The organism is Pseudomonas sp. 2 (assembly GCF_056627435.1).
Map to the genome: position 1 here is coordinate 19,026 of NZ_JBWXNG010000017.1, position 15,773 is coordinate 34,798.

The 15,773-nt window shown below is 62.2% G+C and carries 13 protein-coding genes; 8 read left to right on the forward strand and 5 right to left on the reverse strand.

Annotated features, from left to right (window positions below; translation table 11 throughout):
• Positions 1–49: 49 nt before the first annotated feature.
• The 5 genes from AC1MEK_RS23670 (at position 50) to fabF (ending at position 6,173) form a co-directional block, all read left to right on the forward strand.
• Positions 50–1,018 (forward strand): UDP-glucose 4-epimerase family protein, encoded by a 969-nt coding sequence (locus tag AC1MEK_RS23670; protein WP_480398707.1) that lies wholly within the window; start codon positions 50–52, stop codon positions 1,016–1,018.
• The gene (locus tag AC1MEK_RS23675; protein ID WP_480398708.1) at positions 1,015–2,031 is read left to right on the forward strand and encodes an MraY family glycosyltransferase; all 1,017 of its coding nucleotides are present in this window, start codon (positions 1,015–1,017) and stop codon (positions 2,029–2,031) included. Before AC1MEK_RS23670 ends, AC1MEK_RS23675 begins: the two co-directional genes overlap by 4 nt.
• 107 nt (positions 2,032–2,138) lie before the next feature.
• On the forward strand, positions 2,139–4,136 hold the full coding sequence (locus AC1MEK_RS23680; RefSeq protein ID WP_480398811.1) for a polysaccharide biosynthesis protein: 1,998 nt from the start codon (positions 2,139–2,141) through the stop codon (positions 4,134–4,136).
• Between the two features lie 196 nt (positions 4,137–4,332).
• Positions 4,333–4,665: a ComEA family DNA-binding protein gene (locus AC1MEK_RS23685; protein WP_480398709.1), complete on the forward strand. Its 333-nt coding sequence runs from the start codon at positions 4,333–4,335 to the stop codon at positions 4,663–4,665.
• A gap of 233 nt (positions 4,666–4,898) precedes the next feature.
• Entirely contained in the window at positions 4,899–6,173 is a 1,275-nt protein-coding gene (fabF, locus tag AC1MEK_RS23690; protein WP_480398710.1) for a beta-ketoacyl-ACP synthase II, read from the forward strand.
• Between the two features lie 44 nt (positions 6,174–6,217).
• Here the strand turns inward: fabF and AC1MEK_RS23695 are convergent, their stop codons facing one another.
• From AC1MEK_RS23695 to dsbD, 4 genes are all read right to left on the reverse strand, one after another.
• Positions 6,218–6,775: a TetR/AcrR family transcriptional regulator gene (locus AC1MEK_RS23695; protein WP_480398711.1), complete on the reverse strand. Its 558-nt coding sequence runs from the start codon at positions 6,773–6,775 to the stop codon at positions 6,218–6,220.
• 232 nt (positions 6,776–7,007) lie between these two features.
• Positions 7,008–7,775: a thiol:disulfide interchange protein DsbG gene (gene dsbG, locus AC1MEK_RS23700; RefSeq protein ID WP_480398712.1), complete on the reverse strand. Its 768-nt coding sequence runs from the start codon at positions 7,773–7,775 to the stop codon at positions 7,008–7,010.
• Positions 7,772–8,614 carry a TlpA family protein disulfide reductase gene (locus tag AC1MEK_RS23705; protein WP_480398713.1) on the reverse strand — a complete coding sequence of 281 codons (843 nt, stop codon included), beginning with the start codon at positions 8,612–8,614 and terminating at the stop codon, positions 7,772–7,774. Before AC1MEK_RS23705 ends, dsbG begins: the two co-directional genes overlap by 4 nt.
• A complete protein-coding gene (dsbD, locus tag AC1MEK_RS23710) occupies positions 8,614–10,350 on the reverse strand; it encodes a protein-disulfide reductase DsbD (protein WP_480398714.1) in 1,737 nt (578 codons plus the stop codon). Before dsbD ends, AC1MEK_RS23705 begins: the two co-directional genes overlap by 1 nt.
• A gap of 157 nt (positions 10,351–10,507) precedes the next feature.
• Between dsbD and AC1MEK_RS23715 the strand changes: the two genes are divergently transcribed.
• The 3 genes from AC1MEK_RS23715 to AC1MEK_RS23725 all read left to right on the forward strand — a co-directional run bounded on the left by AC1MEK_RS23715 (position 10,508) and on the right by AC1MEK_RS23725 (position 14,113).
• Entirely contained in the window at positions 10,508–11,191 is a 684-nt protein-coding gene (locus tag AC1MEK_RS23715) for a response regulator (RefSeq protein ID WP_480398715.1), read from the forward strand.
• Positions 11,188–12,510, forward strand: a complete 1,323-nt coding sequence (locus AC1MEK_RS23720; protein ID WP_480398716.1) for an ATP-binding protein — start codon at positions 11,188–11,190, stop codon at positions 12,508–12,510. Before AC1MEK_RS23715 ends, AC1MEK_RS23720 begins: the two co-directional genes overlap by 4 nt.
• A 313-nt stretch (positions 12,511–12,823) precedes the next feature.
• Complete coding sequence (locus tag AC1MEK_RS23725) at positions 12,824–14,113, forward strand: serine/threonine transporter (RefSeq protein ID WP_480398717.1); 1,290 nt, start codon at positions 12,824–12,826, stop codon at positions 14,111–14,113.
• A 104-nt stretch (positions 14,114–14,217) separates the two neighbouring features.
• On the opposite strand, the gene AC1MEK_RS23730 is transcribed toward AC1MEK_RS23725, so the two are convergent.
• Entirely contained in the window at positions 14,218–15,666 is a 1,449-nt protein-coding gene (locus AC1MEK_RS23730; RefSeq protein WP_480398718.1) for a flavin-containing monooxygenase, read from the reverse strand.
• Positions 15,667–15,773: the final 107 nt, after the last annotated feature.

Below are 15,773 nucleotides of genomic sequence, written 5' to 3' on the forward strand. Positions count from 1 at the left end.
CGCCCTTGTCTTACGTTGTACCGATTCGCTTCATTCGCACGGTTAAAGCATGGAAAGAAATGTCCTGGTCACAGGAAGTACCGGTTTTCTGGGAAGGGCGCTGATCGCTCATCTGCGCAGCCATCACCCTGCCCATGTGCTCGCGGCGAGCAGGCGCGTCACTTCGAATCATCCTGCCGATGTCAGGAGCGTTACCGTCGCGGATATCGACAGCAGCACCGACTGGGCCGACGCGCTGAGCGGCTGTGACACCGTCATTCACACCGCCGCCCGTGTCCACGTCATGAATGAAACCGCGGCCGATCCGCTGGCCTTGTTCCGTGAGGTCAACAAGGCCGGCACCTTGAACCTGGCTCGGCAAGCCGCTGCTGCCGGGGTGCGTCGGTTCATCTTCATCAGTTCGATCAAGGTCAACGGCGAATCCACTGCGCCCGGCCACTGTTTTCGCGCGGACGACACGCCTCGTCCTCTGGACCCCTATGGCGTGTCCAAGCATGAAGCGGAGCAGGGGCTGCTGGAGCTGTCTGGCCAGAGTGCCATGGAGGTAGTGATCATCCGCCCGGTGCTGGTCTATGGGCCCGGGGTCAAAGCCAATTTTCTGCAATTGATGCGCGTCTTGAGCCGAGGCATTCCCTTGCCCTTGGGGGCGATCGACAATCGCCGCAGTCTGGTGTCGCTGGGCAATCTGGTGGACTTGATCCGGGTGTGCATCGATCATCCCGCGGCGGCCAATCAGGTGTTTCTGGTCAGCGATGGCGATGATCTGTCGACGTCCGCTCTGGCGCGCAAGTTGACGACACAGTTGCGTGTAGCGAACCGTCTGATCCCTGTGCCGCCATCTGTTCTGTCTTTCGGCGCCAGCCTGCTGGGGCGCAAGGCTGCGGCGCAGCGGCTTCTGGGTTCGTTGTGCGTGGACATCAGCAAGAACCGTGAACGGCTCCAGTGGACGCCGCCAGTGTCTGTTGACGAAGGCCTGCGAGAAACGGTCGAGCACTTTTTAGCAACGGGGCAGAAATGAACTACGGGTGGTTGGCAATCGCGGTGGTCGCCGCTTCATTCGGCTTGACCTATTGGCTGCGGCGTTACGCGCTGCACAAGAGTCTGCTGGATATTCCCAATGGCAGAAGTTCTCACACGGTGCCGACGCCACGGGGCGGCGGGGTGGCGATCGTTGTCAGTTTTCTCGCTGCATTGGTCTGGCTGTTCGGCACAGGCGAACTGGGCGTGTCGATTTTCATGGCGCTGTCGGGGGCAGGGCTGCTGATCGCCGCGCTTGGCTTTCTCGACGATCACGGCCATGTCGCCGCACGTTGGCGCCTGTTGGGGCATTTTGCTGCGTCTGCCTGGGGGCTGTTCTGGCTCGGTGGCTTGCCGACTATCACCCTGTTCAACGTCCCGGTCGATCTGGGCTTGATCGGTGACGTACTGGCGGTGGTTTATCTGGTGTGGTTGCTCAATCTCTACAACTTCATGGATGGCATCGACGGCATCGCCAGCGTGGAGGCGGTGACTGTCTGTTTCGGGGCTGCGCTGATTTATGGTGTGAACGGGCTGTCCTCGCACATCGGCCTGCCAGTGCTGCTTGCCTTGGCAGTGGCGGGGTTTCTGTTCTGGAATTTTCCTCCGGCGCGCATCTTCATGGGCGACGCCGGGAGCGGCTTTCTGGGCATGGTATTGGGCATACTGTCCATTGAAGCTGCGACTATTTCCTCGCAGTTACTCTGGTCATGGCTTATTCTCCTCGGTGTTTTCATCGTTGACGCTACAGTTACCCTCATTCGTCGGCTCGTTCGAGGCGACAAGGTCTATGAGGCTCACCGAAGTCATGCTTATCAGTTCGCCTCGCGGCGGTTCGGCAAGCACCTTCCAGTGACGTCTGCAGTCGGTGTAATCAATCTTTGCTGGCTTCTGCCCATGGCGTTGTGGGTGGGATGTTTCGGTCTGGACGGTGTGACCGGCGTGATCATCGCTTACATTCCGTTGATCGTCCTGGCTATCCGTTTCCGGGCTGGCGAACTTGAGAAGAATTGACAGGGCGCTTGGTCGCCCTGATCGCCCATTCGATTTTCATGCGGCGAAGGGAATCAAAAACCGGCATATCGGTCGATTGGTAGGAGTTTGAACTCGTGTTCGAGGGAATCATGGACAAATTGCGCGTTTCGTTGCTGGCGTTGCCCCGTCGCAAGAAGCGGATCATTCAAGTGGCCACCGACGTCTGTCTCGTCTGGTTCGCGCTCTGGATGGCTTTTGTAGTTCGTCTCGGAATCGATGATCTGATCAACCCCCTGAATATTCACACCTGGCTGTTCATCAGTGCGCCAGTGGTAGCCATCCCGCTGTTCATTCGATTCGGCATGTATCGCGCGGTCATGCGCTATTTCGGCAACGATGCGCTGGTGGCGATCATCAAGGCGGTCAGCCTTTCGGCGCTGATCCTGGGGGTGGTGGTCTACCTCTACAGCAATCATCAGCACGTGGTGCCGCGCTCGGTGATGTTCAACTACTGGTGGCTGAGCCTGGTGATGATCGGTGGCCTGCGGCTGGCCATGCGTCAGTATTTTCTCGGCGACTGGTTTTCCGCTGCACAGCACGTGCCGTTCACCAGCCGCGATGACGGCTTGCCGAAAGTGGCGATCTACGGCGCGGGCGCGGCGGGCAATCAACTGGTCGCTGCGTTGCGGATGGGGCGCTCCATGCGTCCGGTGGCCTTCATCGACGATGACGATTCGATTTCCAACAGGGTGATTTCCGGGTTGCAGGTCTACAAGCCCAAACATATTCAGCAAATGATCGACGGCACGGGGGCGCAGGAAATCCTCCTGGCGATTCCTTCGTCGGCCAGAGCCCGTCGTCGCGAGATCCTGGGCTTTCTGGAAGGCTTCCCGCTGCATGTGCGCAGCGTGCCGAACTTTTCCGACCTGGCGGCTGGACGCGTCAAGGTCGATGACCTGCAGGAAGTGGACATCGCCGACCTGCTCGGTCGTGACGCCGTCCCGGCCCAGGAAGAGTTGCTGGAGCACTGCATCAAGAACCAGTGCGTGCTGGTGACCGGTGCCGGCGGTTCGATCGGCTCGGAGCTGTGCCGGCAGATCGTCATGCTCAAGCCCACCACGCTGTTGCTGCTCGATCACAGCGAGTTCAACCTCTACACCATCCTTTCGGAACTGGAGCGCCGCGTCGAGCGCGAGTCGCTGAAGGTCAAGGTGTTGCCGATTCTGGGCTCGGTGCGCAACCCGGCCAAACTGCTTGATGTGATGAAAACCTGGCGCGTCGACACGGTCTACCATGCCGCGGCGTACAAACATGTGCCGATGGTCGAGCACAACATCGCCGAAGGCGTGATCAACAATGTGCTTGGCACCGTGAACGCCGCGCAGGCCGCACTGCAGGCGGGTGTTGCCAACTTTGTGCTGATTTCCACGGACAAGGCCGTGCGCCCGACCAATATCATGGGCAGCACCAAGCGCCTGGCTGAGCTGACCTTGCAGGCGTTGAGTCGCGAAACCGCGCCGGTGATGTTTGGCGATCGCTCCAACGTTCATCACGTCAACAAGACCCGCTTCATCATGGTCCGCTTCGGTAACGTGCTGGGTTCATCAGGGTCGGTGATTCCGCTGTTTCACCAGCAGATCAAGTCCGGTGGGCCGCTGACGGTCACCCATCCGAAGATCACGCGTTACTTCATGACCATTCCGGAGGCCGCGCAGTTGGTGATTCAGGCCGGTTCCATGGGGCAGGGCGGGGATGTCTTTGTGCTCGACATGGGCGAGCCGGTGCGGATCATCGAGCTGGCAGAAAAGATGATTCACCTCTCAGGCCTGAGCATTTGCTCGGACAAGAACCCCCACGGTGACATCTCCATCGAGTTCACCGGCCTGCGCCCGGGGGAAAAACTCTATGAAGAGCTGTTGATCGGCGACAACGTCGCGGCCACCAGCCACCCGATGATCATGAGTGCTCAGGAAGATCACTTGCCCTGGGACACCTTCAAGCAGAGCCTGTCGCAATTGCTCAAGGCACTGGATCAGGATGACTACGCACGGGTGCGGCAGATTCTGGGAGATACCGTGGCCGGGTATGCGCCGGAAGGCGATATCGTCGACTGGATTCATCAGCAGCGTCGTCACGAGCCGTAACCTTTGCAGCGCTGAAAACTTTGCTTACCGGTCGAATCTGCCGGGCAAACAGCGCAACGCCCCGGTTTCAGCGGGCTGCAGCTCGGTACATATTCGGTCACTCATGCCTGCGTTGACGCTCCGTGAGCAGGGGCTAGGTTTGGAAGGCAGCTCAGGAAAGCTGCTCCCCAACCCACGCTGTCATGGAGTATCGCTCATGCGCATGTCCTATCTTTCCTCCCTCGTCTTCGCCCTGCTGGCCAGCACCTCGCTTGCCGTCAACGCACAAACCGGCGCGGCAACGACTTCCCCTTCGCCTGCCGCTTCGATTTCCGCATCCTCTGAGCAGTCGACCAAGGTCAACATCAACACGGCACCCGCCGAAGTCCTGCAAAAAGAGTTGTCGGGTATTGGCGCTGCAAAGGCGGAGGCGATCGTCGCCTATCGGGCCGAGAACGGAGCGTTTGCGTCGGTGGATGAGTTGATCGAAGTGAAGGGTATCGGCAAATCGCTGGTCGACCGCAATCGCGACAAACTTGCACTCGATTGACCCAAATCGCATCGAAAGACCGATCACTGATCGGTCTTTTTTTGCCCGGTATTTATGCGGAGTCAGCCAGCGCCGCTTGCACTCATCCTTGACACTTCAAATTATGCATAACATATAATTGCCTGAATTACAGTCGTAATATATCTCCATTGCTACGCTCAACGTCCATGGAGACGAGCCCGCCACCCATGGCGGGTACAACCCACTGCTGCTTGATTTGAACAGGTGAATCCATGAGCCAACGTCGCATCGTAGTCACGGGGATGGGGCTGGTCACGCCTCTGGGAACGGGAGTCGAAGCGGTCTGGCGTCGTTTGCTCGAAGGGCGCTCGGGCATCGTGCGCCTGCCCGAGGAAACCGTCGCTGATCTGCCGGCCAAGGTCGGTGGGCCGGTGCCGACCCTGGCTCAAGATCCTGAAGCCGGGTTCGACGCCGACGCGGCGGCGCCGCCCAAGGAGCAGAAGAAGATGGACCGTTTCATCCTGTTCGCCCTCGGTGCTGCCCAGCAGGCCGTGGCGCAGGCGGGGTGGGCGCCGTTCACCGACGAGGAGCGCGAACGCACGGCGACGATCATCGGCTCAGGCGTGGGCGGTTTCGTGTCGATTGCCGATGCCGTGCGTACCACCGACGCCCGTGGGCCACGGCGCTTGTCGCCGTTCACCATTCCATCGTTTCTGGTCAATCTGGCGGCCGGACACGTCTCTATACAGCACGGTTTCAAAGGGCCGCTCGGGGCGCCGGTGACCGCCTGTGCCGCCGGGGTGCAGGCGATTGGCGACGCGGCGCGGATGATTCTGGCCGGCGAAGCCGATGTTGCCATTTGCGGCGGCGCGGAAGCGTGCATCGATCGCGTGTCGCTCGGCGGTTTCGCTGCAGCCAGGGCGCTGTCCAGTGACTTCAATGAAACACCCGAGCGCGCTTCGCGGCCTTTCGATCAGGATCGCGATGGCTTCGTGATGGGTGAGGGCGCGGGCATCGTGGTCATCGAAACCCTGGAGCACGCGCTGGCGCGAGGCGCCACGCCGATCGTCGAGCTGGTGGGCTACGGCACCAGCGCCGACGCCTATCACCTCACGGCAGGTCCGGAGGATGGCAGCGGTGCGCGCCGTGCCATGCAGGCGGCGATTCGCCAGGCGGGGATTCAGCCGTCCGAGATTCAGCACCTGAACGCTCACGCCACGTCCACGCCCGTTGGCGACAAAGGCGAAATGGCGGCGATCAAGGCTGTGTTCGGCGATCAAGGCAGGGTTGCCGTGACCTCGACCAAATCCGCAACCGGCCATCTGCTGGGCGCAGCCGGTGGCATCGAGGCGATTTTCACAGCCTTGGCGATTCGCGATCAGATCGCGCCGATGACCCTCAATCTGGAAAAACCGGATGAGGCGGCGCAGGGTATCGATATCGTCCACGGCCAGGCGCGCCCGATGAGGATCGACTACGCGCTGTCGAACGGTTTCGGGTTTGGCGGCGTCAATGCGAGCGTGCTGTTCAAGCGCTACGAGGCTTGAAGCTGACGCGATGCCCCTGCTGCTGACGGCAGGGGCAGTTCGTATCAGATCAGTTGCTTGAGCTGATCGCGGGTGGTCTCAAGGATGCGCTCGGCCAGTTGCGGATCCTTGGCGCTGCGGGCCAGGGTCAGGGCGCCGACCAGGCTCGACATCATCATCACGCTTTTGCCGCTGTTGTCCTGCCCGGCAGGCATTCCGGCTTCCAGCGCCGCGAGCATGCTGGTGATCAGCTCATCGGTGATTTCGCTGGGCTGGCCGCGCTGGCCCAGCTCCGACGACATGGTCGGCAGCGGGCAGCCCTGGTCAGGGTGCTCGCGATGAACCGGCGCCAGGTACATGTCAATGAACGCTTCTGCCGAGGTGTCGTCGCCCAGCTTCTCGCTGCGTGAGGCCTGCAATTGATCCACTGCGCAACGCAGGGCCTTCTCGACCAGATCATCCTTGGATTTGAAATGGGCGTAAAAGCCGCCGTGGGTCAGCCCCAACGCCTTCATCAGCGGCTGCAAACCGGTCGCGCCGATACCGTCACGACGGAAGCGCGCGGCCGCCTCGTGCAGGATGCGCTGGTGGGTCTGGGCTTTATGATCTTCGGCGTAACGCATTGAGAGGAGCCTCCCGACTCTGGCTCTTGAAATGTTGATCGACATTCTTACATGGATGTGTAGCAGGCGCAGTATCCACGGTTCGGGGAGGGTCGACCATTGGTCAGAAGGTCACAGGGGGAATGCGTCTCGTAGCAGCACGGCTTGCCGGCGGGGCGGTGTGTCTGTGGCGAATGCGTCGCCTGACACACCGCAACCGCCGGCAAGCCGTGCTGCTACGTGAGAATAAGAGTTACTTGGGGCCCATCATCTTCGCCAGCACCTCAGGCCGCGGCGCGCCTTGCTGTTGCTGCAGGTGACCATTGGCGTCCTTGTAGAAGATCGACGGCGTGGCCGACAAGCCCATGTCGTCCATCAGCTTCATGTTGGCGTCGAGCTTGGCCTGGATGTCTGCCGGGATCTTGTCCATGGCCTTGAGCGTGCTGCTTTTGCCCGCTTGCTCGTGCTTTTGCAGGGCGACTTCCGGGTTGGCGTCGGCCAGCAGCGTGGCGGCCTTGGCGGCGCTGTCTTCGCGAATCACGCCGACCATGATGTGGCGCAACTGGACCTTGCCGGCCTTGACCCAGGGCCGTGCCTGCTCCCAGAACATATTGCAATAAGGGCAGTTGGCGTCGCTGAACAAGTAGATGACCTTGGGCGCGGTCTTGGCGCCGTCGGCGATCCAGGTGCTGTTTTCCATCTGGTTCCACAGCTCCTTGGTCATGGGCTCATAGACCAGTTTCTGCAACGGCGCATCGCTCAGGTCTTCACCTTTCTCGTTGAAGAGATTGCCGGCCAGCACATGTTTGCCATCAGGCGTCAGGTACAGGGCCATGCCTTGTTTCTGGTACTCGGCGGCGTAACCCTTGAGCCCGCCCGGTGCATCGAAGCTGCCTTTGATGGTCGCGCCCTTGGCCTCCAATGCCTTGACTGGCGCGGGCAGCTCTTCGGCCTGCACCAGTGCGGCCTGGACGGTAAGCAGGCTGGCGATGGCCAGGGTGGAAAGTCGCATGAAACTCATTGAGTACTCCTTGGTTGGGAGGAAGCCGGTGTCGCCGATTCGCCGAGCTGCTCGAGCGCGTGGGTCAGGCTGGCGGCGGACAGTTCGCCCAGGTGGCTGGCCAGCAGGCGGCCATCCGGACGGTAGAAGAGGGTGGTGGGCAGTGCCGCCGAGCCGACCTGGCGAGCCAGGTCGCCGGTGTCATCAAACAGCAGGTTGTTCAATTGCAGACCCTGGTTCGTCAGAAAAGTCGCGACCTCACGCGGGCTTTCGGCCTGATTGACGAATAGAAAAATCACATCAGGATTCGATTGCTGGGCCGCCTGCAACACCGGCATCTCGCGCCGACAAGGCGGGCACCAGGTGGCCCACAGATTGATCAGCAGTTTCTTGCCCTGCAAATCGCTGATTCGCACGGGCTCTCCCGCAGCGTTGTGCAAGGTGATGTCCGGCAGGCGGGCGTCCTGTTGCGTGACGCCGATGGCCAGGTTCGCCAGCCACCAGAACAACAGGCCACTGATCACGCCCAGGCCCATCGAATTGCGCAGGGGCGGTTTTCGCCAGCCTTGCACAAGCGCGCCGATCACCACTGCAACCACGCCGATCCACGGCAGAAAGCCGCCGTCGCGGATATCAATGATGCGCAGCCAGTCGCCTCGATACTGAGCCCAATACACGCCCACGAAACTCAACCGCGCAAACACCAGGCCCAGCAGGAAGAGGTTGAAGAGCGTGCGCTCAGGATTGATTCCCTGCCTTCGTCCGCTCAGCCAGCCGACGAAGGTCGCAAGGGCCACTGCCAGCAACAACAGCAAATGGCTGAGCGCCAGGGAAAACGGCCCCAGGGAAAAACTCAGCATCAACCCTGCTCCCGGGTGGCTTGCCACTGGGCGAGAAAGCCCTTGTCGTCGACCTCGCCGGTGATGCGGTGCGAGCGCCGCTCGCTGCCGTCAGGGCCCAGCCACAGTAGCGTCGGCGGGCCGGGCACCTTGTAGCGCTTGAGCAGTTCGCGGCTGGCGTCGTTGTCGGCGGTCACGTCCAGGCGCAACAGGCGCACGCCGTTCAGCGCCTCGATGACGTGGCTTTGGGCGAACACGGTCTTTTCCATGATTTTGCAGGACACGCACCAGTCGGCGTAGTAGTCCACCAGCACCCACTGGCCGTTGGCGTTGGCGGTGGCAAGTTCGCGATCAAGCGTCGCCGGGTCCTTGATTGTGGTGAACGCATCGTGATTGCTGACGTTCTCGCCGCTGGCTCTCGAGCCGCTGTAGACCTTCAGCGGCTGCCACGGATCACCCGCACCACCGGCGGCGCCAATCAGCATCATCGCGCCCCACAGCCCGAGAATCAGCCCGCCCGGCGCGCAGATCAGAGCGGCACGTTTGAGTGTGCGGGTCTGAACGATGGCGCTGAAGGCCACGATCAGCAGCAGCGCGCCGAACAGTGCCAGCCACAGCGATTCGGCCAGCAGCGGGCGAATCATCACCAGTGCCGTGCCCAGCAGCAGGAAGCCGAAGATGCCCTTGACCAGATCCATCCAGGCACCGGGCTTGGGCAGGAAGCGGTTGCCGACCGTCACCAGCAGCAACAGCGGCAGGCCGGTACCCAGCCCCAGCACGAACAGCACCAGGCCGCCGTGCACGGCATTGCCGCTTTGCGCGATATAGAGCAGTGCACCGGCCAGCGGCGCGGTCATGCAGGGGCCGACCATCAGCCCGGACAGCGCACCGAGAATCCCCGCGCCGACCAGGCTGCCGCCTTGACGCTGGCGCCCGGCGTTTTCCAGACGGTCACGCAGGAAACCTGGCAACTGCAGTTCGAAGAAGCCGAACATCGGCAGCGACAGCAGCACAAACAGCCCGGCGAAACTGCCCAGCAGCCAGGGCTGTTGCAGCGTGGATTGCAGGTTGCCGCCCAACAGCGCGGCGACCACGCCCAGGCCTGCATAGATCAGCGCCATGCTCAGCACATAGACCCCGGCCAGCGCAAAGCCGCGACGCGGGTGGGCGCCGCTGCCGACCACCACGCCCGCCAGAATCGGCAGCATCGGCAGCGAGCAGGGGGTGAAGGCCAGCAGCAGGCCCAGGCCGAAGAAAATCAGCAGGCTCCAGCCCAGCGAGCGCTCCTGCAGGGTGCTGGCCAGCGCCTGATCCTGGGCCTGGCTGTCGACGACCGTCGCGCCACCCTTGCCCAGATCCACCACTTGAGTCTGCGGCGGATAACACAGCCCGGCGTCGGCGCAGCCTTGCCATCCCACTTTCACCTGGCCGCTGGCCGAGGTGGGGATCGTCAGCTCAAGGCCCTGGCGATAGACCTGCTGCTGGCCGAAATACTCATCGTCATGGTCTTCGCCCGCCGGCAGGGCCGGTTGCTCGGCGGCGCTCAGGCCCTCGAACTTCAGGCGCTTCTGGTACAGGTAATAGCCGTCGGCAATCTGCCAGAACAGGCGAGTCTCGCCGGATTCGAGCTTTTCCGAGCTGAAAATGAACGCCTGTTCGACAGGCAGGAAATCGGGCTTCTTGAACAGGTCGCCACCAGGCAGCGCCTGTGCCAGCAGCGGAAACAACAGAAGCATCAGTATCAACAACTTGCGCATGCGTACACCTTGCCAATCATCACTTGCCCGAGGGTGAGGCGCTCTTGTTAAGGGCCGATTAACAGCCCGTCAAGCCGCGATTCAAGGCCCTGCGGATCCGGCATAATCCACCCTTAATCCGGCGTTGTTTCAATCGCCTTTTCTGTCGAGGCCTTTCATGCACGTACTGCTTTGTGAAGACGACGATCTGATTGCCAGCGGCATCGTCGCCGGCCTGGACGCCCAGGGCCTGACCGTGGACCGGGTGGCCACGGCGTCTGCCGCGCGGGCGATGCTCTCGGCGGCGCATTTCGATGTCATGGTGCTGGACCTTGGCCTGCCCGACGAGGACGGCCTCAAGCTGCTGCGCCATCTGCGTCAGCAAGGCGTGGAAATCCCGGTGCTGATTCTCACCGCCCGCGACACCGTGACCGACCGCGTCGACGGCCTGCAGGCCGGTGCCGATGATTATCTGCTCAAACCCTTCGATCTGCGCGAGCTCAGCGCGCGTCTGCACACGCTGGTACGGCGCATGGCCGGGCGCAGCGTCAACGTGATCGAACATGGCCCCCTGACTTACGACCCCAGCACCCGCGAAACCCGCCTGGGCGGCCAGCCGGTGGACCTTTCGCGGCGCGAGCAGGCATTGCTGCAGGCCTTGCTCAACAATAATGGCCGGGTGCTTTCCAGCGAACAGCTCAAGGATTGCGTCTATGGCTTTGGCGACGAAGTGGAGAGCAATGCCCTGAACGTTCACATCCACCATCTGCGGCGCAAGCTGGGCGGCGGTATCATCGAGACCGTGCGCGGCCTGGGCTATCGCCTGGGGCCGGCCGGCGATCTGGCGGAGCAACAGGGATGATGAGCCTGCGCACGCGCCTGAGCCTGACCCTGGGCTCGGCGTTCATCCTGATCTGGGTGCTGGCGGCCGCATGGATGCTGCGCGATCTGCGCATGCAGATGATGGAGTCCCTCGATCAGCGGCTGGAGGCCTCGGCGCGGATGGTTGCAGGGCTTCTGGAGCAGATCCAGATGCCCGACGACGGCCAGAGCAGCTCGCTGCACACCAATGACCTGCGCATTCCCAACGGCATGGCCTGCCAGCTCAGCAGCGTGCGGGGGCAAGTGTTGGCGCGCACTGAAAGCTCGCCCGCCGAGCCGTTGAAGGCCGATTCCAGCGGCTTCGTCGACCAGATGATCAACGGCGAACACTGGCGGGTGTACACCATGATGCACGGCAACGTGCGGGTGAGTACCGCCGACCGGCAGATCGAGCGCGATGTGCTGGGCCAGTCGGTGCTGCTGGCCGCGTCGGTGCCGGTGCTGGTGGCGCTGTGCGGCAGCCTGTTGCTGGTCTGGTTCGGCATCGGCCGCGGCCTTGCGCCGCTCAATCGCATGCGTGATGCCTTGAACCGGCACAGCGCCGATTCGGTCGAGCCGCTGGATGTGCCGAACCTGCCCAGCGAATTGCAACCGTTGCTCAAGAGCCAGAACCAGCTGTTCCTGCGCATCGCCCAGACCCTGGAGCGCGAGCGTCGGCTGACCGGCGATGCGGCCCATGAGCTGCGCAGCCCGCTGACCGCGATCAAGACCCACCTGCAAGTGGCGCGCATGACCGAAGGCGACAAGCGTGACCGCGCCCTTGGTCATGCCGAGGAAGGCGCCGACCGCATGCACCGCACGCTGGAGCAGTTGCTGTTGCTGGCGCGGGTGGAAGGCAGCCTGTCGTTCGACGATGGTGTGCAGTGCGACGCCGAGAAGGTCGCGCGGCTGGCCATCCATGACGCCAACCATGGCGACGACGAGCGCATCCAGCTGATCTTGCCGGCGCAATTGTCCACCGCTCCGGTGGAAATGCCTGCAGCGCTGGCGGTCGCGGCCTTGCGCAACCTGCTGGACAACGCGTTGCGCCACACTCAGGCGGGTGCGCGGGTGGATCTGAGCATCGAAACCTTTGACGGCCAGGCGCATTTCCGGGTGCGTGATTACGGCCCGGGCATTCCCGAGCCCGATCTGGACAAGATTTCCCAGCGCTTCTGGCGCAACGGCAAGAGCCCGGGCGCCGGATTGGGCCTGGCGATCGTGCAGGCCATCGTCCAGCGCTGCGCGTGTTCACTGCGCTTCGACAGCCGCAGTGACGGGTTGCGGGTGGAGCTGAGCGTGCCGTTGCGGCGTGTCTAATGAGGACCGTAGCAGCACGGCTTGCCGGCGGGGCGGTGTGTCAGGCGACCTATTCGTCACAGATACACCGCCCCGCCGGCAAGCCGGACTGCTACGGTTTTTGGGTTAAACTGCCTGCGTGACATTGTCGCAGTCACCCGTCGGAAAGCTCTGAATCTGTGACCATCCCTCCGACAACCCTTTGATTCTGCTCTCTAATCCCGGACAATCGCGGCCCTTTCCCTGTACAGAACTGGTCAGGGGCGCTGACTGCCGAGTTTTTCGATGCGCTTTTGACCTTGTAGCTATCACCGGCAACGGAGAAATCGACCGGATGAATGATCAGGCCAACAGCGTCGAGCAACCTATCGACGCCGCGCCCGCGAGCGTGACTTCCAGCATCACCACATGGCAACGCCAGGACACCACCTGGATGCTCGGGTTGTTCGGCACCGCCATTGGCGCAGGCACTTTGTTCCTGCCGATCAATGCGGGCATTGGTGGCTTCTGGCCGCTGCTGATTCTGGCCGTACTGGCCTTCCCGATGACGTTCTACGCACACCGCGGCCTGACCCGCTTCGTGCTCTCGGGCCGTGAAGGCGCGGACATCACCGACGTGGTCGAAGAGCATTTCGGCAAGAAGGCCGGTGCTCTGATCACCCTGCTGTATTTCTTCGCCGTGTTCCCGATCCTGCTGATCTACAGCGTGGCGTTGACCAACACCGTCAGCAGCTTCATGGAGCATCAGCTGCACGTTCAGCCGCCTTCGCGCGCGGTGCTGGCCTTTGTGCTGATCATCGGCCTGCTGGCGGTGGTGCGGTGTGGCGAGCAACTGATCGTCAAGGCCATGAGCCTGATGGTGTACCCGTTCATCGTCGCCTTGCTGTTCCTGGCCATTTTCCTGATCCCACACTGGACCGGTGGCATTCTCACCACCGCCAGTGAAGTGCCAGCGCCATCTGCCTTGCTGCACACGCTGTGGCTGGCGATTCCGGTGATGGTGTTCTCGTTCAACCACTCGCCGATCATCTCGGCGTTTGCCGTTGACCAGCGCCGCCAGTACGGCGCCAACGCCGATCAGCGCAGCTCGCAGATCCTCTCCCGCGCCCACTTGCTGATGGTGGTGATGGTGCTGTTCTTCGTCTTCAGCTGCGTGCTGACCCTCTCGCCCGAGCAACTGGCCGAGGCCAAGGCGCAGAACCTGTCGATCCTGTCGTACCTGGCCAACCACTTCAGCAACCCGACCATCGCCTTTGCCGCGCCGCTGATTGCCTTTGTGGCGATCACCAAGTCGTTCCTGGGCCACTACATCGGTGCCAGCGAAGGCCTCAAGGGGCTGGTGATCAAGAGCGGCAGCCGTCCTTCGCCCAAGGTGCTGGACCGCCTGACCGCAGGTTTCATGCTGGTGGTCTGCTGGCTGGTGGCCACGCTCAACCCGAGCATCCTGGGCATGATCGAAACCCTCGGCGGCCCGGTCATCGCGGCGTTGCTGTTCCTGATGCCGATGTACGCCGTGCGCAAGGTCCCGGCCATGCGTCAGTACGCGGGCAAGCTGTCCAACGTGTTTGTGGTGGTGGTTGGCCTGGTGTCGATTTCGGCGCTGGTGTATTCGCTGTTGCCGTGAAGTGATCCCTTGTAGCAGCCGGGCTTGCCCGCGGGGCGGTCTTGAGTCAGATAGTGATCTCAAGTCCGTCCCCGCCGGCAAGCCGTGCTGCTACGGGATCGGATTCAGGCGTGGTATCTGTGATCTTTTCGTCGGAACCACCGGGTCAGCCAATAGAAGCTGAAACTGAACCCCGGAAAGATCACCGTCACCTTGCCGCTCTGGTTCTGATACCAGCTGCGGCAACCTCCCCAGAACCATACGGTTCGCTTCATCTCCCGATGAATCATCCCGGTGTAACGCTCCTCGGCTTCGGGCCGCACTTCGATGCTGCGCTTTCCCTCTTTTCTGACGCTGGCAAGGCTGGCCATGACGTAGTGCATCTGCGCTTCTAGCATGAACAGCGCCGAGGTGTGGCCGGTGCTGGTGTTGGGACCGGTGATCAGGAACAGATTGGGGAAACCCGGCACGCTGGTGCCCAGATAGGCGCGGGGGAAGGGCTGCCAGACCTCGCTCAGCCGTTTGCCGTGCCTGCCCTCGATCGGATAGGGGATGGCGTGATCGGTGGTTTCGAAACCGGTCGCCCAGATAATCAGGTCCAGCTCAAGGTGCTCGCCTGCTACGGTGACGATACCGCTCGGGTCCAGCCGCCGGAGCGCTTCGCTGTGCAAGGTTACGTTGCTCCGCTGCAAGGCCGGGTACAGCTCGCTGGACAGCAGCACCCGCTTGCAACCCAGAGTGAAGTCGGGCGTCAATTTGCGTCGCAGATCAGGATCCCGCACTTGTCGTGCAAGGTGCCTGCGCGCCATCCACTGCACCACGGCAAGACCCGTCTTCAAGTATTTGAAGCCGACGAAGCGGGTTTCCAGCTTCAGATAAATCAGCGCGCGCAGCAGGCGCCAAACCAGAGGGCGGGTGAGCAGCCAACGCTCGAATCGGCTGAATCGGTGATCGGGCCTCGGCAGCACCCAGTGTGCGGTGCGCTGGAACACATGCAGCTCAGACACTTCTGACGCGATTGCCGGAATGATCTGTGCCGCGCTGGCGCCGCTGCCGACAATCGCCACCCGCTTGCCCCGGTGATCGAAGCCGTGGTCCCACTGGTTGCTGTGAAAGCACTTACCCTCAAATGAATGGAAACCCTCGAACGAGGGTGTTTGCGGCTGGCTCAGCGGGCCGCTGGCATTGATGACGAAACGGCTGTGGAAAACACCTTTGTGGGTGTGGACCGCCCAGTGCTGCGCCGTGTCATCCCAGCTCAGCCCGAGGACCTCGGTGCCGGTTTCGATCCGCTTCTGCAGCCAGAAACGCTCGACCACGTGCCGGGTGTAGCGCTGCAATTCTTGTTGGCTGGCGTACATCTGCGTCCAGGGATAGGGCGCGAACGATAGCGAATAGAGCGGCGATGGGATGTCCACCGTGGCGCCGGGGTAGGTGTTCTGGCACCAGGTGCCGCCGAAGAAGTCGCGGCGCTCCAGCAGGCGAAAATTGTCGATGCCCGCTTCCAGCAGCTTGATCGCCGCGCATTGCCCGCCAAAGCCGCTGCCGATGATCACCACCTCGAAGCTTTGCATGACTCGCCTCCCATGCCGTCAATCAGTCAGTTATAGCGCCCAACGCGCCAGTCGTCCGGAAGCCCCCCAACCGAACCGCCAGCGCTATTGCACGACGCCATTAGTGG